The organism is Lacibacter sp. (assembly GCF_035299325.1).
Taxonomy (GTDB): domain Bacteria; phylum Bacteroidota; class Bacteroidia; order Chitinophagales; family Chitinophagaceae; genus Lacibacter.
Genome location: NZ_DATGWT010000015.1, coordinates 82726 through 107047 on the forward strand (window position 1 = coordinate 82726; position 24322 = coordinate 107047).

The following is a 24322-nucleotide window of genomic DNA, read 5'->3' on the forward strand; positions in this document are numbered from 1 at the left end:
TTATTGTTTACCGGCTTTTTGCAGATTATACAGGGTTTGATATTTGATACGGGTGTACCGTTTTGTCATGGCAGCTATCTGCAACCCTTCTTTACCATCGAGAAAGCCCAATTTGAGAACATAGCTGTTAAAAAAAGAAAACAGGTGCGAAAAATAACGTTTATGCCAACCGCCTTTTCTCCCCACCTTAAAATATTGCTCACCGCTTTTAATGCCGTATGCCCTCATTTTTTGCTCATATTGTTCTACAGATTGTACAGTCTTGTGAAGAATACTGCCGCTCAATTTTTTCACCACACAACCATCTTCGTAAATCAGTTTTTCATGTACAAAATCTTCGTTCCATAAAGCCTGGTTGCGGTTGAATAAGCGAAAAGGTTCATCTCTTCGCCAATCACCGTAACGTATCAATTTGTCTTTGAAAAAATTCTTGCGGCGAATAGTGTAAACATATTTCTCATTTGACAGATCGAGGTTCAGTAAAGTTTGAAGCAATTCTTCATCCACTATTTCATCAGCATCCAATTGAAGGATCCAATCATACACCGCCTGCTCGTTGGCAATATTTTTTGTGAGTCCATGGCCCCGCCATTTTTCTTCGATCACAGCAGCACCATTTTTAACCGCAACCGGGATTGTAGCATCGCTGCTGCCGGTATCACATACAACAATATCATCGGTCAGTGATTTTACACTTTGCAATGTGGCTGCAAGCAGATGGGCGGCATTCTTTGTTATAATTACGACAGATATAGGTTGCATACTACTGTTTGACCGGGCGAATAGATAAATTCCAATACAATATAAAAAAACAAAACAAAAACACACCGAATTGATCGTTGATTGTTGACTCGTATAAAAACACGAGATCCATAAACAATACAAAAGCAAGTGCCTGTTTGTTTTGTTGCCAATATCTTCTGAAAAAAGGCAATAACACAACCACTGTAAATAACAGAACGGCTGCAATACCTGCACCGCTTCCACTAAGCATCCAAAGATTAAGCGGAAGAAATTGTTGTGATGACGGTATTTCAGGCGCATTGGCTGCATACCATTTAGCAGCTTCTTCTTTTATATCACCATAACCCACACCCTTCAACCAGTTGTTTTGAAACACATGCCATCCGCTTTTGATAGAAGCCAACCTGTTTACATCACTAAAACTTCCTGCAAATTGCTTCTCCTGCCAATTGTTTTGCTCAAACAACACATACTGCAACCTGATACGAAAAGTTGGTATACTGTAATAAGCTGCAACAGGTAAACAAAATGCAGCTATAAGCGCCGCAGTTGCTATTTGTTTTTTCCCCGTACGATACAGTTGCCAAATGAATAAAGGCAGCACAACAACATACAAACCCATCAGCCCCGTTTTTGCACCGAGTACATGCAGGTAAATAACAAACCATGCAGCTGCAACACGAGAAGTCCATTTAATCAATTGAGAAAAACTGCTCTTCCATTCTTCCAGTTTCAACCATAGCAATAATGCAATTACAATAGCCATGCTGAAACGGATATGATCATTTTCTGCCGGCGTTGGAAGTGTTTTTGATAGGCGATATAAAGCCTGGTAGCTTTCCTGATCGCTTAGGTAATACGCTGCACTCCACAAAGAGCCTGTAAATAATAAGCTCATCCATACCAAAGCGAAATAGAAAAAATGTTTTCGTTCAAAACCTTTCTGTATCGTCATTGCAAATGGCAGCAGAAATAAAGGAAGCATATCCTGCATCATTTCCAGCCAGGCAGATTGATTGCTGCTCCATAAACCGGATATAAAGGGAAGCAAAAAAAGACAGGTGATGCCAGGAAGTAAATAATCTTTTTTAAAAACTCCTACACGTTCTTTCAAATCGCCTTGCAAAAACCCGTTCGCAATAACAGTGATCATGCCAATGCTGAGAAGCGCACGACTAAGAAGGAAACCAACCATCATCAACAGTATACCCGTACAAAAAAGATAAAAATGTATTGTGGACCTGTTTGTTGACATGTTGGAACTGCAAATAAACAAACTTTCAATGTTATAACAACTTCGTTTCATGTACGTGCTGATGTTGCAGATAACTGTGATAAAATCTTACCCGATCCAGCGTAACAACTGCTGTATTGTGTTTTGAATAATTATTTCAGTTAGGTTTGTGTTATGTGGGCCTCTTTACTGCAAGAAGTTAAACAGGGCAATAACAAAAGCCTGGCACGTTGCATTTCGTTGATCGAAAACGAAGTGGAAGGCTATGAAAATTTCTTACAAACCTTGCCTGCATCTGCTACTCCTGTAATTGGATTAACGGGACCACCCGGTGCCGGTAAAAGTACGCTGACGGATAGTTTGATCGGCTTGCTGGTGAAGGAAGGAAAGAAAGTTGCTGTACTTTGTATTGATCCATCTTCACCGTTTAATCTTGGTGCATTGTTGGGCGATCGTATACGCATGAGTAATTGGTATAATCATCCCAATGTCTTTATACGTTCATTGGCTACCCGTGGATCGCTAGGTGGATTGCATCCAAAAATTTTAGAGATCACTGACACTTGTAAAGCAGCCGGGTTCGATTATGTAATTGTCGAAACAGTGGGTGTAGGACAGAGTGAAATTGAAATTGCAGGTTTAGCTGATGTGACTGTTGTGGTATTAGTTCCCGAAGCTGGTGATGAAGTACAAACGATGAAAGCAGGGCTGATGGAGATCGCTGATATTTTTGCCGTGAACAAAGCTGATCGTCCCGAAGCTGATCTGTTTGTTCGTAATCTGCGGTTGATGTTAGCACCTGCTTTTGCAACACATGCGCAGGAAATACCGGTGGTGAAAACAATTGCTACCGAACAAAATGGTGCAGGTGAATTGCTGCAAAACATTCAAATGCTATTGCAACAGCAGCATGTAAACGAAAGAAGAAGCTGGTTACTGGCGGAGAAAGCCTATTATCTTATTCAACAACAACGCATGAAAGATGTATTGAAGAAAGAAATGAAACTGCAGATTGAAGAAGAACTGAAGAAGGGTGATTTTAATTTGTATCGGTTTATTGTAAAATACATGAGCTAAGAGATAGAAGGAGTGAAAAGAGATAAAAAAGAGGAGACCGTTTCGATCTCCTCTTTTTCTTTTTCAACTCTTTCATCTCTTAGCTTACTCCTCGCAACCAATCGGTGCACCCGGCGGTGCTTCTTTATGCAAAGTTGGTTTCGCATCTTTTGGATTCTTCATACGCTCCAATGCCAATTGCAAATGACCGGCCGAAGTGCCTGTTACAGTTTTTAATTGCAACTCAATTTGTTTTTTCAGATCACTCAGTGCTTTTTGGACAACAGCACGAACAAGAAAAGAATTGTTCTCATCAACAGATGACGCAAGCAAATAAGTTAACAATACCTGTTCTGTTTGTTGTTGGATCAATGATTCCATACCGCTCCTGCGTGGAGCTTTCCATGTTTTATCGATTAATGTTTGGATCATTTCAGAAACACCCAAGCCACCGTTTACTTCCTGCTGCACCATTCGGCTCAACCGTTCGCTGTTGAATAAAAAAGAGAAGGGAAGATCAGCGCCTGTTTCTGCGGGTGATAACTGATCGAATGATAAACCGGTTCGCTTGCGGAATAATTCTCTTGAACTGCCATAGCCCGATGGTCGTGGTGGTATCAATGCAGCAATACGATCGGGTATCATCAACACTTTCGGATCAATACAATCAACAATGGCATTTAGTGCTTTGCGTTGTTCTTCCTTCGGCAACATTTTGGTGATGAGTTGACCATCGCCACGTAATGCATAATTATAATACATGCCGCCCACAAGTTTGGTGGCTGCTTCTATTTGATAGCGATGATAAAAGTAAACTGGTACCAACGCATCTTCCAGCATCGCCATCGGCATTCCGGGCACAATATTTTTCTCTCCAAATTGTTGTAACGCTTTGCTGCGTACTTTCATCACTTCTTTTAATTCATCAGCAGCATTTACACCGTTGTCCCACAAATGTGCCTGCGGATGTAATCCACCCGGAGCACGTGCATCCCGGTCGCTGATGAATTGCAATCCTTTTTTATTTGCATCGCTGATAATGTTATTCAGTGCAGTTTTCTCATTCGTTCCTGCAGGAAAATCCTGGTAGCCCCATGTAACAGCCACTTTATCCCAATCACCAATATTATCATCATACACACTGGAGAAATCCATTTCACCAGCCGCATTTACACGAATAGTTGGATGCGGATAATCCATTACACTTGCACGGTTGCTTACACTGGCTGCATAGTTGTGCATCAATCCAATGGTATGGCCAATTTCATGTGCAGATAATTGACGCAACCTTGCCAATGCAGCCTGCAACATTTGATCATTTGCAGGAATACCCGTTTCATAAGGCGATAACAAGCCGGAGAAGATGAGATAATCTTGTCGCACACGTAATGAACCAAGCGATACCTGTCCCTTGATGATCTCACCTGTTCGTGGATCAACAACAGAAGCGCCATAACTCCAGCCACGTGTTGAACGATGCACCCAGTTGATCATATTGTAACGGATATCCATAGGGTCTGCACTATCCGGAAGAATCCGCACATCAAATGCATTCACATAACCCGCTGCTTCAAAAGCCTGGTTCCACCATTTACCACCATCGAGTAAAGCTGAACGAATGGGCTCCGGTGTTCCATTATCCAAATAATAAATGATCGGTTTTACTGCTTCGCTTTTTGCAGCAGCCGGATCTTTTTTCTTTAAGCGATGACGGACGATGTATTGTTTTTCGATGGGGTCACTAACGGGTGACGCATAATCGTAAAACGAAACGGGTATGAAGCTGCTGCGGGGATCAAAAACTCTCGGCTTATAATTATTATCGGGCAATTGCACGAGTGAATGATGAATACGAAGGGTGATCGCTTCTATTGAAGGAGCAACTGATTGTACAAAATTGCCTACTTCACCATCGCTGTTGGTGTAAGTAACGCTTACTTCGAGTTCTGAATTGAGTGGAAAATTTTTGGTGCGTGCAAGGTACATGGCGCTGCATGTTTTATCCAGCGCATAATTTCCTTGTCGCATCCGTCGGATAGTATTACTCACTTTCATGGCATCACGCATCAGAAAATCAGTTGCATCAACAAGGAATTTGCCGTTGCTTTCTGCTTCGGTAGTAAAACCCCACACCGTTGTTTGAGCAAACGCCTGCTCCACTGCCCGTTTTTCTGCCGCATCATTCGATAAGGCCCGGTAGCTGTAATTCGGTTGAATGAGTAAGATCTTGCGACCCACTTTATTGAACTTCACCACACGGTCTTCGCCCAACAAACCACGATCAAGACCAATGTCATTCGATCCCAATCCTGCAGGAAGAGAAACAACATATAAAAATTCTGTATCTAACTTGTCTACTTCCAGCCAAACTTTTCCGGTATTCTCATCCCAGTAAAAGGTAAAGTAACCTTCATATTTTTTCAGGCCGTTTGTCTTTTCTTCAACAGAGGGAAGTTTCTGTGCCGTTATAAAAAGAGGTAACAGCAACAATAGTAAAATTGATTGTCTCATATGCAGTTGATTGATGCATACAAATTACGGGTTGCGGTTGATTGTCTAAAAAGAATTTGATTAATGGTTACTTCACGTCGGACGCCCTCGTAAGACGGAATTAGAATTACCGATGATCAGAATAAAGGGAAAATCAAGCTTGTACTTCTTCGTCTTTCTTTTGCATTTTCCACCAGCGCCAGCCTATGAAACCAATAATGAGTAAGGGAGTGCTCATGAGATAAATGATGGCACCGTTCAAGGCCTTCGCTGGTTTTTCACCAAGCTGTGAAGCAGTTTTTGTACAGATCGAACATTGTGCTTCAGCATCAATACCTGCAAACAGCAATGCAATGGCTAAAAAAACGATCATCAATCCCCACTTTTTCATGTTCTTAGTTTGAACTGCAAAGTTAAGGGAAGAACAGGTAGGAAGAATGGGCAATTGGCAATAAGCACACCGGCACTTACACTAATGGGCGCAATCATTGCTGTGTGGCGATAAAATGATAGCATTAAGCATTACCTTGTTATCACAACCTTATCGCCATGAAGTATCTGCTTCTTCTTTTTGCTTGTTTCACAACTATTCAACTTTCAGCACAAAAACCTTGCAGTGCTCCTGCTTATCGTCAATTCGATTTCTGGATCGGTGAATGGGATGTGTATGGAAAGACGGGAGCCAAAGCCGGCGACAGTAAGATCAGTTTGATACTCGATAGTTGTATTATTCTTGAAGAATGGACAAGTGCCGGAGCAAATCAAGGTTTGCGTTATGCCGGCAAAAGTTTTAATACATGGAACAGGAATACAAAACAATGGCAACAAACCTGGGTTGATAATACAGGCGGCAGTACCGAATATCTCGAAGGGAAATACGATGATCAGAAAATTATCTTTCAAACAAAGCCGTTTCCTTTTTCAAAAGATACTATTGCGGTAAGGAAGTTAACTTTCTTCAATCTGTCGACTGATAAAGTGCGGCAGTTTGCAGAAATTACAAAAGACAATGGCGCTACCTGGCAAACTGAATACGATCTTGAATACCGTCGTAAAAAAGGATGAATGGAGGAAATTCCTCTTTTCTATTTCGGAACTTTAAGAAAAACCTTTATCATGAACCGTAAATCATTTCTGCAGAATGTAGTTGTTGGCAGCGGCATCGTTGCAATCCCATCTATCATATTGGCACAGGAAACAAAACCAATGCAGCGGTCAAAGGTTGATCCATTGCCTGCTGAAAAAGTAAAAGATTTTGTAAGTGCAGGGCATAATAATCTGGATAAAGTAAAACAGTTGCTGGAAGAATTTCCAACACTCATTTACGCCACTTGGGATTTAGGCGGCGGTGATTTTGAAACAGGACTAGAAGGTGCAGGGCATGTAGGCAATAAAGACATTGCCAATTATCTGATTGAAAAAGGAGCACGCACCAATTTGTTTGTGCTCACCATGTTGGGTAAAACACAAATTGTAAAAGCATATATCGAAACGTACCCATCGTACCTGTACGCAAGAGGCCCGCATGGTTTTACATTATTGCATCATGCAAACAGAGGTGGTGAAGAAGCAAAAGAGTTGGTGGAATATTTACAAAGTAAAGGATTGAAAGAAACAAGAGCAGCATTATAATGAAGTGTTTTATAAATACAATTATGCGTGGATTTGTACTTCTCCCGTTCATTGTAACGATGGGCTTAAAAGTCGTTGCACAAAGCAATTCATCGGGTTTATTTTTTAATCAGTCTTCACCCGGCAACAAAGCAATCTTGTTTGCTCCCGGCATTGTATCAGATGAATTGAGCAACAGAGATATGGCGATTTCACCTGCATACGATGAGTTGTTGTACACGGTTCAATACAGGGGCGGCATGTTCAGCACCATCCTGCATGCAGAAAAGAAAAATGGCAAATGGAGTAAACCTGCTGTTGCAAATTTCTCCGGGATGTATAATGATCTGGAGCCTGCGTTTTCACCCGACGGAACGAAATTGTATTTCGCTTCCAACCGTCCATTACCCGGCACTAACACAAAAGATTACAACCTGTGGGTACTAGCAAAAGAAAATGGCAAGTGGAGTAATCCCGTTCCGTTACCTGAGCCGGTGAACAGTACGGCCGATGAATTTTATCCGTCAATCACAAAAAGCGGCAACATTTATTTTACAAGAGTGATGAAAGATAAAGGCGAAGACATTGTGTATTGCAAATGGAACAACAATGTATTTGAGCCAGCCATTAGTTTACCTGATGTGATCAATACAAATGGCGATGAATTCAATGCATTTGTTGATCCTGATGAGCAGTTTGTGATTTACACCGGCTACAAACGGAAAGACGCTTTGGGAACAGGCGATCTTTATATCAGCAAAAAAAATGAACAAGGCGAATGGACGGCATCCGTAAATCTTGGAACAGCAATTAACGGAGCCGGACTTACCTATTGCCCGTACATCAGTCCCGATAAAAAATATTTCTTTTTCAGCAGCAGCCGAAACAGCATCATCAAAACACCATTTGAAAAACAGCAGACCCTAACTGAGTTAAAACAACTCATCAACCAACCGTTGAATGGGTGGGACAATATTTACTGGATCGACGCATCTCAATTTTTTAAATAACCTTAAAACTTACAACATGGATAATGCAATCAGTTGGTTCGAAATTCCGGCCACCGATATTGACCGGGCACAAAAATTTTATGAAGCTGTGTTTAACATTCAAATGCAGGCACTCGATTTTCAGGGCATAAAAATGCGGATGTTCCCGCTTGATGATCCAATGAAAGGAATTGGCGGAACGCTTGTACAGGAAGGCACTAATTTCTACAAACCTTCTGCTACTGATGGCCCGTTGATCTATTTAAATGGCAATCCTGATGTGCAGATCTTTCTTGACCGAATAGAAGCAGCGGGTGGTAAGATACTTGTTCCGAAGACAACGATCTCCGATGAGTATGGCGATATGGCTGTGTTCTTAGATACAGAAGGCAACCGCATTGCACTGCATAACGTTCCTGAAAAATACAGACAATAAAAAATGAAAAAGAACAGCATCGCATTGTTAATGCTACATTCTGTCTGCAGTTTTTCACCTGATCTGTCGGGCATCACTGTAAACATGAAATCATTCAAATGGTTGCAGGGTTCCTGGCAAATGCAAACAAGGCGTGGAATCATTACTGAAAAATGGGCCGTTGCTAACGACAGCACACTTACAGGCGAAAGCATCATGACAGGTTCCGATGGAACAGAAATTCCGTTGGAAAAAATTCAACTGGCATTTCGTAACGGCAACTATTATTATATCCCGACTGTAAAAAATCAGAACGGAGAGCAACCGGTGGAATTTAAGATCACGTCGCATAGCGAAACAGGTTTTGTTGCAGAAAACCCGCAGCATGATTTTCCAAAACGTATCAGTTATACATTGGTGAATAAAGATTCTATCCATGCAGTAATTGACGATGGCGCTGCAACGCCTGTAAAAAAATCAAACTTTTATTATTCACGTAAAAAAGATTGACTATGTCTTCGTTCGATTGGAGCAGGTTTACTGTTCGCATCAATATAAAAAGCAAATCAATTGAACAACTCTATCGTGCATGGGCCACACGGGGCGGTATTGAATACTGGTTTTTAAGAATGAGTGAATACAGTCAGCCAAATGGTTCATTACGAGGTGACGATGAACCTGTTCATAAAGGCGATACTTATCGCTGGCGCTGGTTTGGTTACAACGATGACGTAACCGAGACAGGTGAGATACTTGATTGCAACGGCATTGATTTTTTTAAATTCCGTTTTGGCAAAGCAGGCGATTGCAGTATACGCATTTATGAAGAACAAAATGAAATGATCGTTGAATTGCTGCAGGATAATATCCCAACTGATGACAAGGCAAAAGAGCTATGGCATATCGGTTGCAAAACCGGCTGGACATTTTATCTCGCCAATATGAAATCGATGTTTGAAGGTGGTATTGATCTGCGGAACAAGAATGAAGCCTTGCAAAACGTCATCAGCGCATAAAAAACGCCAAACCTTCAATGAAGAAAAAATGAAGTATCAACAGCAGGAAGCATGTAATATACTCGAACGTACGCCGCTTGTTTTAAGATCATTGCTTGCAGGTTTATCAAATGATCTCATCATAAATAATGAAGGTCCTGATACGTTTTCACCATACGATGTGGTGGGCCATTTAATTCATGGCGAAAAAACAGATTGGGTGGTACGTGCAAAGATCATTTTGGAACATGGCGTAAATAAACCGTTCGATCCATACGACAGGTTTGCACAATATGAAGAAAGCAAAGGCAAAAACTTAGATCAATTGCTGAATGAATTTGATGAGATCAGGAAAGAAAATATTGCATGGCTGCAATCAATACAATTAACGGAAAATGATCTTGAACGAAAAGGAAAGCATCCGGTGTTGGGAGAAGTAACCTTACGAAATCTCTTATCAACGTGGATTGTGCATGATCTTACACATATTGCGCAGATCACAAGAGTTATGTCGAAGCAGTATGTAGAAGAGATGGGGCCATGGCCTCAGTTTTTCAGAATTCTTCAGTTTTGAAAAATACAGGAAGGCAGTTTTTATACTTCTGTGCGAAAACGCAGCGCTAATTCAAGACCGTTTTCAGCAGGCTTAACGGCAATGGCACCGCCAAGTACGGCAGCCATTGGCATGAGCTGTTCCATTTTATTGAAAATATCCGCATTGTAACATCGGCCATTTTCATTTACCTGTAGAAAAACCTGTTGCTGTTGTTCGTAAGCTGAGATGCGGATGCAGTCGCATTCTGTTTGGGCAACTGCTGTTTGTAATAAGTTGCTTAGTACTGATGCAAGCACATCACGGTCGGCTGAAACCTGCAGATCAGCTGCAATGTCGTTAACAAAAAAACTGTTGCGGCTGACAGCAGAAGGTAAAATTGATTGAGCCACATGACCAACGAGTTGTTTAAGGGCAAATTGATTTTTCATATAAAAGATTTGAGGAAGCAAGGATGGTTTACTTTTAAAAACAAAGGGTACAATTCAATTGTTCTCACAGGTGTAAAATAGTTTTCAAAAGAGTATGGATTAAAAACGGGGCCCTCTATAACAATCAACATGAACTTCAATAATGGGTAGTCGGGTACGGATCAAACATCGGGTTTCATAAAATTGGATTTTGGGTAAGCTTTCATAAGGTTTGGTTTCAGAGATAAAGTATTCAAGGGTACGGATCAAACATTGGCTTTTACATACTAGTGGATTTTGAATAATGGTTCCGGTTTTCAGTTCTTCAATTGGAAAAGGATTATTGGTTGATCATTTGGATATTGTTTCAATGTCATTGACAGTACAAAGTAACAACCGCTGAAAGCCGAAAAAAATAGTACATGAGCTCATTCAAGCGTACTTATTTTAAGGTGGGGTTGTAGTTGAAATTCGGCAGGAGGTAAAGTTATTTCGTCAACAAATGTTGGATTTGAACAACCGGACACAGAAAATGCAGAAGACAGAAACAAGAACGAATGAAAAAATGAATACTTTTTAAGTTGATGTAAGCTTAACAGGACGATTGTAAATTGCTGAATTAGAAAGTGAGAAGTGGTAGCTTAAGATGTAAAAGAAAAAGCTGATCGTAGACACGATTGGCTGATTTTTCGAAACTTAGGTTCCGGGTAAGTTAATCATCATGCAATTTTTCGAAAACCTGGTTTACACAAGTACAGATCAAAACCGGTTTTCTTATAGATATTGGTATTAGAAGTTTGGGTAAACGACCTTAAAAAAGAGCTCTTTGTGGTTTTAGTGGGTTTTGGGTAAACGGTACGGTTAAAAACAGGCTTTTCAATCAGGAATAATTACATGTGGTTTTTGGGTAAACGGTTTTTCGTCGGGATCAATTCGTTCTATATTGTCAGTTAGTAAGCGTTTCTTGTTGTCCGTATCATCACCGTTGCGGATACAAAGTAACAACCCCGGCAAGCCGCCCGCAATAGAACCTTTACTCATTAGCTTGTACTTGTTTCTAGTAGTTATTGTGTAGTCGAAATTCTATAGGCTTGGTTTAAAAGCATAACAGTAAAACCTTAATTTGTAATTCCATTCAAACGAAACAACTTCATTTATGCAATCAACAGCAACATCCCCAGCCGATTATATAGCAGAAATGCCGGAAGAGCGACAGGCAGCATTTAAAAAACTACGGGCCGTGATCAAAAAAAAACTCTCACCCGGATTCAAGGAAATGATGGGCTATGGTATGCTCGGTTATGCAGTACCGCATTCAAAATACCCGGCCGGTTATCATTGCAACCCAAAAGACCCTCTGCCATTTATGGGCATTGCTTCGCAAAAGAATTTTATTGCCGTTTACCACATGGGTATCTATGCAAGCCCTGAGTTACTGAAATGGTTTACCGCTGCTCATGCCAAAGCTTCGGCCAAAAAACTTGACATGGGTAAAAGCTGCATCCGTTACAAAAAGCCGGAGGATATTCCCTTTGAATTGATCGGCGAACTTGCTTCTAAAATGTCGGCCGATGAATGGATCACTCTTTACGAACTAAAATTAAAACGATGAGAATAAAACAACTGCTTACAATTATCTGCTTCTTGTTTGCAACACAGCTATCTGCCCAGGATAAAACAAAAACGCCGCAATGGCTGGGCATTCTTACACTTGCCGATAAATACAAAGATGAAAAAAACTGGACCAAGCAAGACGAGGCCATTACCGGCGAACATTTCCAACGATTGGTAAAGATGAAGAACGAAGGTGTTGTTCTGCTTGCCGGGAGAACACAATTGGAATTAGCTGATGCCGGCATGATGGGCCTGGTGATCTTTTATGCCAAAGATGAAAAAGAAGCGATGCAGTTTATGCAGGACGATCCTGCTGTAAAAAACAAAATCATGCTGGCAAAAGTTGTACCTTATAGTGTAGCAGTGAACAAATGCGAATAGCAAACCATGCATGTGCCGGAAGATGATATTATTACGTTACTTGAATTACATGCTGTAGATGGCATCCGTAATTGCTTTGCACACGGGCTCGATGCAAACAGCTTGCACAATAATCAACCACTTATTTACGAACTGCTGAGTGAGTACACACGCTCTCCCCGTTTCAACGATTGTGTAAAAGCATTTGTAGATGCCGGGTTGCGGTTTGATGACAGGCCTTTACTTGCGGTGTTATTGAATGATGCTGTGATGTTGGAAGAAGAATTAAAAAAAGATCCATCAATTCCTTCAAAACGAATTTCGTTTCGTTCAGCTTACACAGCGCTTGAAGAAGCCACGCTGTTGCATGTATGTGCTGAATTTAATCATGTGGCCTGTGCTGAAGTATTGGTAAAACATGGTGCCGATGTAAATGCAACAGCAGGAACAGATGAATTTGGCTTTGGCACACAAACGCCCATCTTTCATACAGTAAATCAGAATAATCATCAATCAAAAGAGATGATGCATTTTCTGTTAGAGCATGGCGCAAAGCTGGATATTACTGTGAGAGGAATTATTTGGGGAAAAAGTTATCCATGGGAAACGTTGATCCCTTCAGTTAACCCAATCAGTTATGCGATGACGGGATTGCTTCCGCAAATGCACCGAAATGAAAAAACCATTCATGAAGTTGTTTCGCTTTTATTAAAACATCAATATAATATCGACTATACGTCTGCGAATGTTCCGAACAAGTATCTCAATTCCTGATTGTAAAAAAAGACTAAACACTTCTTGTTCAACCACCGTTTGTCATAAATGCCTTTTTTGTTTGCAGATACAGTTTTAACTTCTGGTTATACTTTATGTATGAATAGTATTATGAAAAAAGCCTGGTCTTAAAAATAAATTGTTATACATTTTTATTTCATCACAACCAAACATACATATGAGAAAGCAAATGTTGATACTGGCGATCATGCTGTTGGCGGTAGCCGGTACAAAAGCACAATTAGCCGATTCCATCAAAGCTTATTACATCAAAGATTGGGAACGTGCAAAAGCATATACCAAAGAATACCTTGATGCAATGCCAAAAGACAAATACAGTTTCCGTGCACAGGACAGCATCCGCACATTTGCACAACAAATGCTGCACCTCTCGCAAGGCATTGTTGGTTTTATTGCAAACGGCACCGGTGCGCAACGTATTTCATTCGGGCAAAACCTGGAGCAACGTGCAACAGCACAATCAGCCGACTCTGTACTGTATTTTGTAACGACGAGTTATGATTATGCCATTGAAAGCATCCGTAATATGGATGTAAGTAAGTTAACTGAAACAGCAGGGCGTGGTAATTTTATGTTTTCCCGATTGGTTTGGTTGAATAAAGCCTTTGAACATCAAACACACCATCGTGGACAAACAACCATCTATATTCGTTTGGTTGGTATTAAACCACCGAATGAAAAATTATTCTAAATCGTTCGTTCAGGGTTGCCAACCTTAAATCTTTATGTCAATTTCTTTTAAAAAGAATGAAGGTTGGCAACCCTATTTTATCAATGGAAAAGTTGATCATGCACATGGTCAACTTTTTTATTACCTTTCTTATCCATTTTCAAAACCAACTGTTATGTATAAACGTAAACTTCTCAGCAGTCTATTACTGCTCACCGTCTGCATTACTGTAACCGCACAAAAGAAAACAGCAACTCCACCAAAGGAAGAACCGAAAGATGTTTTTAATACCGGCCTATTAAGTGGTTTGCAGTTCAGAAGTGTAGGCCCTGCTATTACATCGGGTCGTATTGCTGATATAGCTGTGAATCCAAAAAACCACAGTGAGTATTATGTTGCAGCGGCAGCAGGTGGTGTTTGGAAAACAACTAATGCAGGCGTTACCTACACACCCATTTTTGATGGCGAAGGCTCATTTGCCATCGGCTGTTTGGCGATTGACCCAACTAATACAAATGTTGTATGGGTGGGCAGTGGTGAAAATAATAATCAACGTGTGGTTGGGTATGGCGATGGCTTATACAAAAGCGAAGATGGAGGAAAAAGCTTCAAGAATGTTGGATTAAAAAATTCAGAACATATCGGTCGCATTGCAATCGATCCAACAAACGGTGATATTGTTTATGTAGCAGCCTACGGTCCTGTCTGGAGCAGTGGCGGCGAACGTGGTATTTACAAAACAACTGATGGTGGTAAAACATGGAAGCAGGTGTTGAATGTGAGTGAGCACACCGGTTTTAATGAAGTAATGGTTGATCCCCGCCATCCGAATATTGTGTATGCAGCAGCACATCAACGTCAGCGGAAAGTGTTTACCTATATTGGCGGCGGACCTGAATCGGCATTGTACAAGAGTGTTGATGGCGGAGCCACCTGGAACAAGATGATGAACGGCTTACCTGCCGGTGAGCTTGGAAGAATTGGTTTGAATTATTCACCGGTTAATCCGGATGTGTTGTATTGCGTTGTGGAAGCAACAGAAGGAAAAGGTGGTGTGTTTAAAAGTACCGATCGTGGTGCGAGCTGGGAAAAGCAAAGCAGCTATTCAACTTCGGGTAACTACTACCAGAAAATATATTGCGATCCAAAAGACATCAACAAAGTATTTGTCATCAATGTTTATTTCGGCGTAAGTAAAGATGGTGGTAAAACATTTTCTATTCTTGGTGAAAAAAATAAACACATCGACAACCATGTGATCTGGATCAATCCAAAAAACACCGAGCATTATTTAGTTGGTTGCGATGGTGGTGTGTATGAAAGTTTTGATAGCGGTGAGAACTGGAACTTTAAAGCCAATCTTCCTGTAACACAGTTTTACAAAGTGGCAACCGATAATGCATTTCCGTTCTATCATATTCACGGTGGCACACAGGATAACTTCAGTTTAGGTGGGCCATCACGTACATTAAGTGCCAATGGTATTTTTAATTCTGATTGGTATTTCACAAGTTTAGGTGATGGTTACGAATCACAGATCGATCAAAGTAATCCTGATATTGTTTACTCACAGGCTCAATATGGTGCGTTAACACGTTACGATAAAAAAAGCGGTGAGTTTTTATTTATTCAACCACAGGAACCGGAAGGGGAAGCCTATCGCTGGAATTGGGACGCACCGCTCGTAATTTCAAAATATGATAACAAGCGTCTTTATCATGGAGCGAATAAAGTTTTCAGAACAGATGACCGTGGCAGTACATGGAAAGTGATCAGTCCTGATTTGACAAGACAGATCGATCGTAACAAATTACCTGTGATGGGTAAAGTGTGGAGCATGGATGCAGTTGCAAAAAACGGTTCAACTGATATTTATGGCAACATCACAACCATTGCTGAATCGAAGTTTGATGAGAATACAATTTATGTTGGTACTGATGATGGTTTGATACAGGTTACAACTGATGGCGGCAGCAACTGGATGAAGGTGGATAATATCGCCGGTGTACCTGAGCGTACTTATGTAAATCATATCATCACATCACAGCATGATAAGAATGTGGCTTACGTTACCTTCAATCATCATCGTTATGGCGATTTTCATCCTTATGTTTATAAAACAAGTGATGGCGGTAAAACATGGAAATCAATTACCAATAATTTACCGGAGAGAGGAACATCTTACACCATTGCAGAAGATCATGTAAACAAAGACCTGTTGTTTGTAGGTACTGAGTTTGGTTTGTTTGTAAGTATTGATGGCGGTGCAAAATGGGTGCAGATGAAAGCGGGCTTGCCAACCATTGCCGTGAAGGATCTGGAAATTCAAAAGAGAGAGAACGATCTTATTCTTGCAACTTTCGGTCGTGGCTTCTATGTGCTGGATGATTATACTCCGTTACGCCATTTGAAAAAAGAAGACCTCGATAAACAGGCAGTGATCTTTCCGGTAAAAGATGCGTGGATGTTTATCCAATCGCAACCATTGGGCGTTAGAGGCAAAGGTTTCCAGGGCGAAAGTTTCTTTACCACACCTAATCCGAAAGTGGGAGCGGTGTTTACGTATTATCTGAAAGATGATATTAAAACAATCAAAGAAAAACGCAGAGCAGCTGAAGCAGAAAAAATAAAGAAAGGTGAAGCGCCAACTTATCCATCACCTGATTCACTGCGTTTGGAAGATGAACAACCTGTACCGCATTTGTTATTTACTATTACCGATGAAGGAGGTAATGTTGTTCGCCGATTAAAAGCGCCTGCGAAAAAAGGATTGAAACGTATCGTCTGGGATTTCCGCACTTCACCATTCGGTCCAATTGATTTTACAACGTTTGATGAATCATTTGCATTCAGTTCGCCAGATCAAGGTTATTTCGCTTTGCCGGGCACGTATAAAGTTTCACTCAGCAAATTTGAAGATGGGGTGTACACCGATCTTACCGAACCACAATCGTTCAAAGCAATGACGTTGAACACAGCTACACTTCCAGCAACTGATAAAAACGCATTGGATGATTTCAGTAAGAAAATTGCAGAGTTAAGTCGTGTGGTAGCGGCAACGGATCAGTACCGTGGTGAATTGGTGAATAAAGTGCGTTACTTAAAGCAAGCAATTATTGAAACACCAAAACAATCACTCGATCTGTCGAAAGCATTGCAAGATGTTGAAAAGCGATTGAATGCTGTGAACCGACAACTGAATGGTGATGCATCGGTAGCCAGACGAGAGTTTGAAACAACACCTTCAATTAACGGACGTATTGGTTATGTGATCGGATCGTTGTGGAATACAACGGCTGCACCAACACAAACACAACTCAACTCTTACCAGATTGCAGCGAAGCAATTCACACCTGTTTATAATGAGATCAAAGCCATTGCAGCTGAAGTAAAACGACTGGAAGATATTTTAGAAAAGAATGGTGCACCCTATACACCGGGACGGATGCCTGAGTGGAAAGGGAATTGATAGAGTCGTTCCTGCCCGACGAAGCCATGCAGGCGGAGATGACGCAGATACTACTGATTAACACGGATAAAAATACAGAACAGCCGCCTTAAGAAAGGCGGCTGTTCTGTTATGCGAAATAACTTGCTTTACAAAAAATCCGTGGAAATCTTTTCAATCCGTATCATCTGTGACTCGATCATTTCAACGTATAAAAAAGCCCCTTGTAAAACAAGAGGCTGTATATAAGGCTAATGGTTGACTATTTTTTTACCCGTTTAAATTTTGCTTCCATAAACTTTGCTTCTTTGCCATCAGGTCCATCACCATACATTGTTAATACATAATTATCATCATCAATAAACTTTTGTTCCTGCCGAACTTTTGAATCTTTACCGGTTGTGGGATCGGTTTGTGTGCCGTTCAGGTTCATTGTTTTTGTTGCAGCATCATATTGACCTGTCATGAGCATAAGCCCTGAGCCCAGATTGTCGATCCATGTAAGTGCAAATTGTTTCTTGGCATTGTCGTAGGCCATTATACTCTTTCCGGTGAAAGGCATACCCATCATGGTGCCCGAAAGATTTCCTTCCTGGTACAATCCATTCATCACCATCTTTACTACTTCGGTTGCTTTTGATGTCGATGGTTCAGCTCCGGGCATAAACGAGGTTACTTCAGCATCCCATGTTCCTGCATGACTCGCCATCCATTTGTGCATTTCACCCGGCGTCATGAAATTCTCCCATGCTTTGGCCATTGCAGCTGAATCCATTGCCGGTGCTTCAGGAGTTGTTGTTGGTGCAGCAGCGGTTGTGTCTGTTGCTGTTGATTCTGTTTTGCTTTCGTTATTGCAGGAAGAAAAAATGAACGCAATCAACGAAAGTGAGAGAGTAATTCGTTTCATTTGTTTATTGTTTTAAGGAACAATAAAATACGCTGTTTCCTTTCTTTATGCAAGAAGAAAAAAGATGAAGCCGGAAAATAAGCTGATAAAGATCAATCCATGGCTGCAAATAAACGTTCTGCATCTGCTTTGTGAAAGAGTTGTGTGCCTGCATTCATGGTAGCAGCACTGCCACAAGCCACACCAAAAGAGATCACTTCTTTTAGTGAACGGTTTTGTTGCAACATATACGTCATGCCTGCCACCATACTATCGCCTGCACCCACAGTACTTTTCTTTTCAACTTTTGGTGCGGCAGCAAAATGTTTTTCATCACTGCTCATGAGCCATGCACCATCAGGACCCATACTTACAGCGATCAATTCAGCAAAACCATCACGAATTGCTTGCTGTGCTGCATCGGGTACTTCATTCTTATCAAGCCATTCTACATTCAGCATTTTACACAACTCACCAATATTTGGTTTGATGAGATAAGCACCTTTGCCTTGTAACGCCTGCAATGCAGGTCCGCTTGTATCAACAATGCAACGTGCACCAACAGTTTTTGCATTCTTAACAATCAGTCCATAAAAATAATCAGGTAAGCCCGGAGGTAAGCTTCCGCTCGCAATAACATACGATGGAGTAAAGCTGCGGATATGATCGATCAATGTGATCATGGTTTCTTCCTGCACAGCACGACCTGGAAAAGTAAAACGAAATTGATTGTTCGTTGATGATTCCAAAACGATCCAGTTCTCTCTTGTTTCCACTTTTGTATCTACTGCATGAAATTCAAGATCAGCTTCCCGAAGTAACGAACACAACATATCGCCATTATGTCCGCCCGATGGAAACAAAGCAATCGATGAAGTCTGCAGTTTTTTTAATGCTTTACTTACGTTGATGCCGCCACCGCCTGGTTCATTCACTACTTCCGTGCAACGGAGTTTGCTCTCGGGTTTCAATGTTTCAGCTACAGAACTTTTATCAATGCAGGGGTTGAGCGTTACTGTGAGAATCATTTGGTGGGTTTCAATTAATTATATGAGTGATTTTCTATTTCGGTTAACACCAGATCAATACGTTTAGAGAGTGTATCATAATCAGTATAACCTCTTGCAAGCAGATGGAATTTTGTTTCCGTGAGCTGTATCAAAACTTGCGGGAAACCGGTTACCTGTAATTGCTTACACAATTGAAATTCGTAATAAGCTTTCTCTTTGTATTCTTCCGACTTTAGCTTGGCGTAAAAATCATCTGCATCAATATTATACTTTTCAAGCAAATGACGATAGGCTTCATTATCTGTCAGGTCTCTTCCTTCATAATGCAGACCGTATTGCAGATCGGATGCGAATTGTGCCTGTTGTTCAGGAAATAATTCTTTGAAAATGGATAATGCAATGGCGGGTTTTTCTGATGAAGGGAACCAATCACTTTCTTCAGGATTTTTAATGTGCCAGAGATAATCTTCACCAAACTTTATTCCGGTATAATCTTCCACTGTTTTGTAAGCTTCTTTAATATAACCAGCCGTTACACGGATATGCACGGGTTGCTCAGGTAAGATCATACCTCCACTCAACACTTCGCAATGAAGTGTCTGTTTATATGTTTCGCTGATTTTTTTGATAACAGGACTGAAACCGTAACACCAGCCACAATATGCATCATAACAATAGATCAAGATCGGTTGCATGGCCCAAAGGTAAAATGTTCTGCAATATGAAATTTCATCACCACAAAATCACTCCCTGTTTTACCCTCAGAGAAATATTGTAGGCGTGCTCAAAATCTTCCAATGGGTCTTTTGATAAAATAAGAAAACTTGCTTCATAAGCTTCCTGCAGTTTTGCAATTTTTCTGTTTGGGAAAATTGCAGCAGGTGTTACCTCACACCACATCTTCAACAACTCCAGGTTTGTATAAATATTCAGTTTACGCAAATATTCGATTTCGGTTTGCGCAGTAAGGTTGTAACTATCGCAACCAATTGTTACCGGCACATGATATTTTTTAAGCAACAGCAGGTTTTCCTTTTGCACATTCATTTGAGCTTCACGTTGCTGATTGCTCATTGGCTTTATCTCTGTTTGCAGCAATGAATAAGTTGGGTCAACATACACTCGTTCTTTTTTCATTTTACGCACCAGTTGAGCTGGGAGTTTATAATAAGTTTCGGTGTAACCATCTCTCCACCGCACCTGGTAGCCGGGCAAATGATTGATCTCATCAACACCCGCAGCCAAAGCAACTTTCAGATCGCTTGGGGTTTCCGCATGTGCACTCACTTTCAATCCTGCTGCATGTGCTTTCTTCGTAATGAGCTTTGCCAGCTTTGGATCAATTCCTTTTTTGCCGTTGAAAAGTGTATCATCTTTTCGTTGGTCATACTCTTCTGAAAAAATGAGATAGAATTTGATAAAGCCCGGTTTTTGCGAAAGAATGAACGGCCACTTCTTTTCCAGTTCTTCTTTTGAATTGATGAGATAATAGGCTTCGCCTTCAAAACTTTTTGTTGTCCAACCAGGCAGTGCTTTTTTATAAGTAGTGCCCAGCATGTAGTTATACAATACTGTCGGATGCCCGCCATTTGCAGTAAGTCCGCCATTAGCATAGATCACATCAACGCTTCGTGGATGATTGATCTTGCTTTTTATCTTATTTGTTGCAAACGGAATACTGTTTGGATTTTTGATGTAGAAGATACCATCGGCAAGGTAACGTTCAATAAACACATCAATATCCTGGTCAGTTTCGGGTGAATGATTATGTGCTTCACCAAATGGAGGAATAATAAATTGTTGCTTGAGATCAACAACTGTATCAACAACTGATGGAGCATTCTTTGTGAGAAGTCCGTTCACACTATAAAAATCAGTAGCGGTAAACTCTTTTCCATTGAACCATTGCCCGTTGATGAAGTGAATAGATTTCACCTGCGCTGCAACAGCGAGTTTTATAGAGATACAAACAATCAATAAGAAAAAACGCATCACCGTTTTTGTTTAATGTGCTTCTAACCAATTATCGCCTGTTCCTGCTTCTGCTATTACCGGTACACCATTTGTGAGTGGCATAGCAGTTTGCATGCAATCAATGATCAATGCCTTGATGCCTTCTGCTTCTTCTTTCAGTACATCAAACACTAATTCATCATGCACCTGTAAGATCATTTTGCTTTTGAACGTACTCTTCTTTAATGCATCATGTGTTTTGATCATCGCCAATTTGATCATATCAGCAGCTGTTCCCTGTATCGGCGAGTTGATGGCATTTCGTTCGGCATAACCACGAACTGTAAAGTTGCTGGAATTAATATCACGCAACCAACGTTTGCGGCCCATCAAGGTTTCTACATAACCATTCTCACGTGCAAAGTTCACGGTATCGTCCATGTACTTTTGAATACCTGCAAATTCACGTTTATAGTTATCAATAATTTCCTTTGCTTCGGTTCTGCTGATACCTAAATTATCTGCCAAGCCAAATGCACCTTGTCCGTAAATGATACCGAAGTTTACACTCTTTGCTTTGTAGCGCATCTCTTTGGTAACATCTTTCTCGTCGATCTTATACACTTTGGCTGCAGTGGCAGTATGAATATCTTTCCCTTGAATAAATGCTTCGCACATGGCAGGATCGCCGCTGATAGCAGCAACAATGCGTAATTCAATTTGCGAATAGTCGGCACTCACCAATACATGGTTCGCATCTCTTGGTACAAATGCCTTTCGTATTTCTCTGCCACGTTCTGTACGAACAGGAATATTCTGCAGGTTGGGATTGTTACTTGCCAAACGACCGGTTACTGCAACTGCCTGTCCATACGTTGTATGAACTCTTCCTGTTTTTCGATTGATCAGTTGTGGTAATGCATCAACATAAGTTGATCTTAATTTCGTCAATTCACGGAATGCAAGAATATCTTCTACAATCAGACTTGTATGCGCCAGCTTCAACAACACATCTTCACCTGTTGCATACTGGCCTGTTTTTGTTTTCTTCGCTTTGGGATCAAGCTTTAAATGATCGAACAATACTTCTCCTAATTGTTTCGGCGAAGCAAGATTGAATTTCAAACCGGCTGAACTATATACTCTCTGTTCAGCTTCTTTTGCGTCTTTATCGAGTTGTTTCGAATACTCATTTAAAAAATCAACATCAACACGTATTCCTTCAAACTCCATATCCGTGAGTACTTTCACCAATGGATTTTCCACTTCGTAAAACACACGTTCCACTTCTTTCTCTTTCAACAACGGAAACAACGAATGTTTTAATTGCAATGTGATATCGGCGTCCTCAGCTGCATAATCAGTGATCTTTTCTAATTCCACATCACGCATTGTTCCTTGTTGTTTGGAGGTTGAGTTCTTTGGAACTTTTTTCCCGATCAATTCTTCAATATGCACCGGCTCGTAACCAAGAAACTGTGCGCTCAACTCGTCCATGCTTCGTTTGCCATCCGGTTCAACTACATAATGCGCCAGCATGGTATCAAACAACGGACCTTTCAATTCCACATCGTACCACTTCAATACCAACAGATCATATTTGATATTCTGTCCGATCCATGTTTTGCTTTCATCATCAAACAATGGTTTGAAGATGGAAAGAACTTTTTTTGTTTCAGTTTGATCAACAGGACAAGGAACATACCATGCTTTATGTGGTTGATACGAAAAGCTCATCCCTACAATCTCACAATCATTTGCATCGATGCCTGTTGTTTCTGTATCAAAACAAATTTCGTTTTGCTTTGATAGCTCAGCAACAAGTTCTTTCATTGTTGCTTCCGTTGTTACAGCAATATATTCATGCTCTGTGTTGTTGATATTTTTTGAAGCACCGAGATCCAACACAGTAGCACTTTCTTCTTCAGCGGTTTGCTCAGCTTCGGTTCCATCAGTTGACGCAAAGATTTCTGTTTGTGCAGATTTTGGTGGCGCTTTCTTTTCTTTCCGCACTTCACCCATTGTTGTATCGATCACATTACCGAACAGATCTTTCTGCACGCCAACCGGTGCTGAACTGAATGCATTAAAGTCGTCACCTAAAATCCGTTTGCCAATTGTTTTGAATTCCAGTTCAGCAAACACTGCTGCCAACTCTTCTTTGTTCCATTCTTTCAAACGAAAATCTTCTTCATGAAATTCAACAGGCACATTGGTAATAATGGTGGCGAGTTTCTTACTCATGATCGCAAGATCTTTTCCGGCCGCCACTTTTTCGCCCATCTTTCCTTTAATGTTAGCAGCATTGGCCAATACATTTTCCAACGTATCATACTCTGCTAACAGTTTAGCTGCAGTTTTTTCGCCCACACCGGGAATGCCGGGAATATTATCAACCGAATCACCCATCATACCGAGTATATCAATCACCTGGCTCACATTTTTGATTCCCCATTTGGCACACACTTCTTCCGGACCCATGATCTCCACATCACCACCCTGGTAAGCAGGTTTATAAATTTTCACTTTATCTGTTACAAGCTGGCCATAATCTTTATCGGGTGTAACCATAAACACTTCGTACCCGGCAGCTTCACCCAGTTTACTTAATGTACCGATCACATCATCGGCTTCATAACCATCACTTTCAATTACCGGAATATTAAATCCTTTAATGATGCGCTTAATATCAGGAATAGCCATCAACAGATCTTCAGGTGCTTCCTGGCGATTGGCTTTGTATTCTGCAAAATCGGTGTGACGTTCAGTTGGCGCTGCCGTATCAAAACAAACCGCCATATGTGATGGCTTTTGTTTAGTGATCAATTCGATCAATGCATTGGTAAAACCAAACTGTGCATTGGTGTTTTTTCCTTTGGATGTATTACGTGGGCTGCGAATAAGTGCATAGTATGCACGGAAGATGAGTGCAAACGCATCGAGCAGAAAAACTTTTTTATCATTGGCCATGCCGCTAAGTTAGCATCCTTGCCAAAGAGAAAAAGAGAAATTTTTATAAACGAGAAAAGCCCCGTTTTATAACGTGGTTTTTTTGTAAGCAAAATAAAAACAGGAGGTGGTGGAAACCA

At 40.8% G+C, this 24322-nt stretch carries 24 protein-coding genes; 13 read left to right on the top strand and 11 right to left on the bottom strand.

What is annotated here, in order from left to right:
- The gene (locus VK159_RS09790) at nt 1-762 is read right to left on the bottom strand and encodes a glycosyltransferase family 2 protein (RefSeq protein ID WP_324229951.1); all 762 of its coding nucleotides are present in this window, start codon (nt 760-762) and stop codon (nt 1-3) included.
- A 1-nt stretch (nt 763) separates the two neighbouring features.
- The gene (locus VK159_RS09795) at nt 764-1939 is read right to left on the bottom strand and encodes an O-antigen ligase family protein (RefSeq protein WP_324229952.1); all 1176 of its coding nucleotides are present in this window, start codon (nt 1937-1939) and stop codon (nt 764-766) included.
- 213 nt (nt 1940-2152) lie between these two features.
- On the opposite strand from VK159_RS09795, the gene meaB reads away from it, so the two are divergent.
- Nucleotides 2153-3055, top strand: a complete 903-nt coding sequence (gene meaB, locus VK159_RS09800; protein ID WP_324229953.1) for a methylmalonyl Co-A mutase-associated GTPase MeaB — start codon at nt 2153-2155, stop codon at nt 3053-3055.
- A gap of 84 nt (nt 3056-3139) precedes the next feature.
- On the opposite strand, the gene VK159_RS09805 is transcribed toward meaB, so the two are convergent.
- Both VK159_RS09805 and VK159_RS09810 read right to left on the bottom strand, forming a co-directional pair.
- A complete protein-coding gene (locus tag VK159_RS09805) occupies nt 3140-5545 on the bottom strand; it encodes a zinc-dependent metalloprotease (RefSeq protein WP_324229954.1) in 2406 nt (801 codons plus the stop codon).
- Between the two features lie 133 nt (nt 5546-5678).
- Nucleotides 5679-5915, bottom strand: a complete 237-nt coding sequence (locus tag VK159_RS09810; RefSeq protein WP_324229955.1) for a hypothetical protein — start codon at nt 5913-5915, stop codon at nt 5679-5681.
- A 158-nt stretch (nt 5916-6073) separates the two neighbouring features.
- Here VK159_RS09810 and VK159_RS09815 point away from each other — a divergent pair, with 158 nt between their 5' ends.
- From VK159_RS09815 to VK159_RS09845, 7 genes are read left to right on the top strand one after another with little or no spacing between them, the layout of a single operon-like run.
- Nucleotides 6074-6589, top strand: coding sequence for a hypothetical protein (locus VK159_RS09815; protein WP_324229956.1), 516 nt, complete (start codon nt 6074-6076; stop codon nt 6587-6589).
- A gap of 51 nt (nt 6590-6640) precedes the next feature.
- Nucleotides 6641-7156, top strand: coding sequence for a hypothetical protein (locus VK159_RS09820; protein ID WP_324229957.1), 516 nt, complete (start codon nt 6641-6643; stop codon nt 7154-7156).
- Between the two features lie 23 nt (nt 7157-7179).
- Complete coding sequence (locus VK159_RS09825) at nt 7180-8145, top strand: hypothetical protein (protein WP_324229958.1); 966 nt, start codon at nt 7180-7182, stop codon at nt 8143-8145.
- A 16-nt stretch (nt 8146-8161) separates the two neighbouring features.
- Nucleotides 8162-8560 (top strand): VOC family protein, encoded by a 399-nt coding sequence (locus tag VK159_RS09830; RefSeq protein WP_324229959.1) that lies wholly within the window; start codon nt 8162-8164, stop codon nt 8558-8560.
- 3 nt (nt 8561-8563) lie between these two features.
- Nucleotides 8564-9049, top strand: coding sequence for a DUF6265 family protein (locus VK159_RS09835; protein ID WP_324229960.1), 486 nt, complete (start codon nt 8564-8566; stop codon nt 9047-9049).
- A 2-nt stretch (nt 9050-9051) separates the two neighbouring features.
- Nucleotides 9052-9555: an SRPBCC domain-containing protein gene (locus VK159_RS09840; RefSeq protein WP_324229961.1), complete on the top strand. Its 504-nt coding sequence runs from the start codon at nt 9052-9054 to the stop codon at nt 9553-9555.
- A 28-nt stretch (nt 9556-9583) separates the two neighbouring features.
- The gene (locus VK159_RS09845) at nt 9584-10108 is read left to right on the top strand and encodes a DinB family protein (RefSeq protein WP_324229962.1); all 525 of its coding nucleotides are present in this window, start codon (nt 9584-9586) and stop codon (nt 10106-10108) included.
- Nucleotides 10109-10128: 20 nt separating this feature from the next.
- On the opposite strand, the gene VK159_RS09850 is transcribed toward VK159_RS09845, so the two are convergent.
- Together VK159_RS09850 and VK159_RS09855 are read right to left on the bottom strand one after the other, a co-directional pair.
- A complete protein-coding gene (locus tag VK159_RS09850) occupies nt 10129-10518 on the bottom strand; it encodes a hypothetical protein (protein WP_324229963.1) in 390 nt (129 codons plus the stop codon).
- Nucleotides 10519-11373: 855 nt separating this feature from the next.
- Nucleotides 11374-11538 carry a hypothetical protein gene (locus VK159_RS09855; protein ID WP_324229964.1) on the bottom strand — a complete coding sequence of 55 codons (165 nt, stop codon included), beginning with the start codon at nt 11536-11538 and terminating at the stop codon, nt 11374-11376.
- Between the two features lie 115 nt (nt 11539-11653).
- On the opposite strand from VK159_RS09855, the gene VK159_RS09860 reads away from it, so the two are divergent.
- From VK159_RS09860 to VK159_RS09880, 5 genes are all read left to right on the top strand, one after another.
- Nucleotides 11654-12109: a DUF1801 domain-containing protein gene (locus tag VK159_RS09860; protein ID WP_324229965.1), complete on the top strand. Its 456-nt coding sequence runs from the start codon at nt 11654-11656 to the stop codon at nt 12107-12109.
- A complete protein-coding gene (locus VK159_RS09865; protein ID WP_324229966.1) occupies nt 12106-12492 on the top strand; it encodes a YciI family protein in 387 nt (128 codons plus the stop codon). The genes VK159_RS09860 and VK159_RS09865 overlap by 4 nt, the downstream gene beginning before the upstream one ends.
- A 6-nt stretch (nt 12493-12498) precedes the next feature.
- Complete coding sequence (locus tag VK159_RS09870) at nt 12499-13245, top strand: ankyrin repeat domain-containing protein (RefSeq protein WP_324229967.1); 747 nt, start codon at nt 12499-12501, stop codon at nt 13243-13245.
- A gap of 178 nt (nt 13246-13423) precedes the next feature.
- Nucleotides 13424-13957: a DinB family protein gene (locus VK159_RS09875; RefSeq protein WP_324229968.1), complete on the top strand. Its 534-nt coding sequence runs from the start codon at nt 13424-13426 to the stop codon at nt 13955-13957.
- A 34-nt stretch (nt 13958-13991) separates the two neighbouring features.
- Nucleotides 13992-17405 (top strand): VPS10 domain-containing protein, encoded by a 3414-nt coding sequence (locus VK159_RS09880; RefSeq protein WP_324229969.1) that lies wholly within the window; start codon nt 13992-13994, stop codon nt 17403-17405.
- 241 nt (nt 17406-17646) lie between these two features.
- On the opposite strand, the gene VK159_RS09885 is transcribed toward VK159_RS09880, so the two are convergent.
- The 5 genes from VK159_RS09885 to polA form a co-directional block, all read right to left on the bottom strand.
- Nucleotides 17647-18291 (bottom strand): DUF1579 domain-containing protein, encoded by a 645-nt coding sequence (locus VK159_RS09885; RefSeq protein ID WP_324229970.1) that lies wholly within the window; start codon nt 18289-18291, stop codon nt 17647-17649.
- A gap of 92 nt (nt 18292-18383) precedes the next feature.
- Nucleotides 18384-19298 carry a 1-phosphofructokinase family hexose kinase gene (locus VK159_RS09890; protein WP_324229971.1) on the bottom strand — a complete coding sequence of 305 codons (915 nt, stop codon included), beginning with the start codon at nt 19296-19298 and terminating at the stop codon, nt 18384-18386.
- Nucleotides 19299-19312: 14 nt separating this feature from the next.
- Nucleotides 19313-19975, bottom strand: coding sequence for a DsbA family protein (locus VK159_RS09895; protein ID WP_324229972.1), 663 nt, complete (start codon nt 19973-19975; stop codon nt 19313-19315).
- Nucleotides 19976-20012: 37 nt separating this feature from the next.
- Nucleotides 20013-21272, bottom strand: coding sequence for a hypothetical protein (locus VK159_RS09900; protein WP_324229973.1), 1260 nt, complete (start codon nt 21270-21272; stop codon nt 20013-20015).
- A gap of 12 nt (nt 21273-21284) precedes the next feature.
- Nucleotides 21285-24203 (bottom strand): DNA polymerase I, encoded by a 2919-nt coding sequence (gene polA / locus VK159_RS09905; protein WP_324229974.1) that lies wholly within the window; start codon nt 24201-24203, stop codon nt 21285-21287.
- Nucleotides 24204-24322 lie beyond the last annotated feature (119 nt).

What these genes read in the sequence shown, in the direction of transcription:
- VK159_RS09845 (WP_324229962.1), top strand. Translation starts at nt 9,584, where the DNA reads ATGAAGTATCAACAGCAGGAAGCATGTAATATACTCGAACGTACGCCG.
- VK159_RS09850 (WP_324229963.1), bottom strand. Translation starts at nt 10,518, where the DNA reads ATGAAAAATCAATTTGCCCTTAAACAACTCGTTGGTCATGTGGCTCAA.
- VK159_RS09835 (WP_324229960.1), top strand. Translation starts at nt 8,564, where the DNA reads ATGAAAAAGAACAGCATCGCATTGTTAATGCTACATTCTGTCTGCAGT.
- VK159_RS09790 (WP_324229951.1), bottom strand. Translation starts at nt 762, where the DNA reads ATGCAACCTATATCTGTCGTAATTATAACAAAGAATGCCGCCCATCTG.
- VK159_RS09840 (WP_324229961.1), top strand. Translation starts at nt 9,052, where the DNA reads ATGTCTTCGTTCGATTGGAGCAGGTTTACTGTTCGCATCAATATAAAA.
- VK159_RS09870 (WP_324229967.1), top strand. Translation starts at nt 12,499, where the DNA reads ATGCATGTGCCGGAAGATGATATTATTACGTTACTTGAATTACATGCT.
- VK159_RS09820 (WP_324229957.1), top strand. Translation starts at nt 6,641, where the DNA reads ATGAACCGTAAATCATTTCTGCAGAATGTAGTTGTTGGCAGCGGCATC.
- VK159_RS09900 (WP_324229973.1), bottom strand. Translation starts at nt 21,272, where the DNA reads ATGCGTTTTTTCTTATTGATTGTTTGTATCTCTATAAAACTCGCTGTT.
- polA (WP_324229974.1), bottom strand. Translation starts at nt 24,203, where the DNA reads ATGGCCAATGATAAAAAAGTTTTTCTGCTCGATGCGTTTGCACTCATC.
- VK159_RS09810 (WP_324229955.1), bottom strand. Translation starts at nt 5,915, where the DNA reads ATGAAAAAGTGGGGATTGATGATCGTTTTTTTAGCCATTGCATTGCTG.
- meaB (WP_324229953.1), top strand. Translation starts at nt 2,153, where the DNA reads ATGTGGGCCTCTTTACTGCAAGAAGTTAAACAGGGCAATAACAAAAGC.
- VK159_RS09895 (WP_324229972.1), bottom strand. Translation starts at nt 19,975, where the DNA reads ATGCAACCGATCTTGATCTATTGTTATGATGCATATTGTGGCTGGTGT.
- VK159_RS09795 (WP_324229952.1), bottom strand. Translation starts at nt 1,939, where the DNA reads ATGGTTGGTTTCCTTCTTAGTCGTGCGCTTCTCAGCATTGGCATGATC.
- VK159_RS09875 (WP_324229968.1), top strand. Translation starts at nt 13,424, where the DNA reads ATGAGAAAGCAAATGTTGATACTGGCGATCATGCTGTTGGCGGTAGCC.
- VK159_RS09890 (WP_324229971.1), bottom strand. Translation starts at nt 19,298, where the DNA reads ATGATTCTCACAGTAACGCTCAACCCCTGCATTGATAAAAGTTCTGTA.
- VK159_RS09860 (WP_324229965.1), top strand. Translation starts at nt 11,654, where the DNA reads ATGCAATCAACAGCAACATCCCCAGCCGATTATATAGCAGAAATGCCG.
- VK159_RS09880 (WP_324229969.1), top strand. Translation starts at nt 13,992, where the DNA reads ATGTCAATTTCTTTTAAAAAGAATGAAGGTTGGCAACCCTATTTTATC.
- VK159_RS09805 (WP_324229954.1), bottom strand. Translation starts at nt 5,545, where the DNA reads ATGAGACAATCAATTTTACTATTGTTGCTGTTACCTCTTTTTATAACG.
- VK159_RS09830 (WP_324229959.1), top strand. Translation starts at nt 8,162, where the DNA reads ATGGATAATGCAATCAGTTGGTTCGAAATTCCGGCCACCGATATTGAC.
- VK159_RS09885 (WP_324229970.1), bottom strand. Translation starts at nt 18,291, where the DNA reads ATGAAACGAATTACTCTCTCACTTTCGTTGATTGCGTTCATTTTTTCT.
- VK159_RS09815 (WP_324229956.1), top strand. Translation starts at nt 6,074, where the DNA reads ATGAAGTATCTGCTTCTTCTTTTTGCTTGTTTCACAACTATTCAACTT.
- VK159_RS09855 (WP_324229964.1), bottom strand. Translation starts at nt 11,538, where the DNA reads ATGAGTAAAGGTTCTATTGCGGGCGGCTTGCCGGGGTTGTTACTTTGT.
- VK159_RS09865 (WP_324229966.1), top strand. Translation starts at nt 12,106, where the DNA reads ATGAGAATAAAACAACTGCTTACAATTATCTGCTTCTTGTTTGCAACA.
- VK159_RS09825 (WP_324229958.1), top strand. Translation starts at nt 7,180, where the DNA reads ATGCGTGGATTTGTACTTCTCCCGTTCATTGTAACGATGGGCTTAAAA.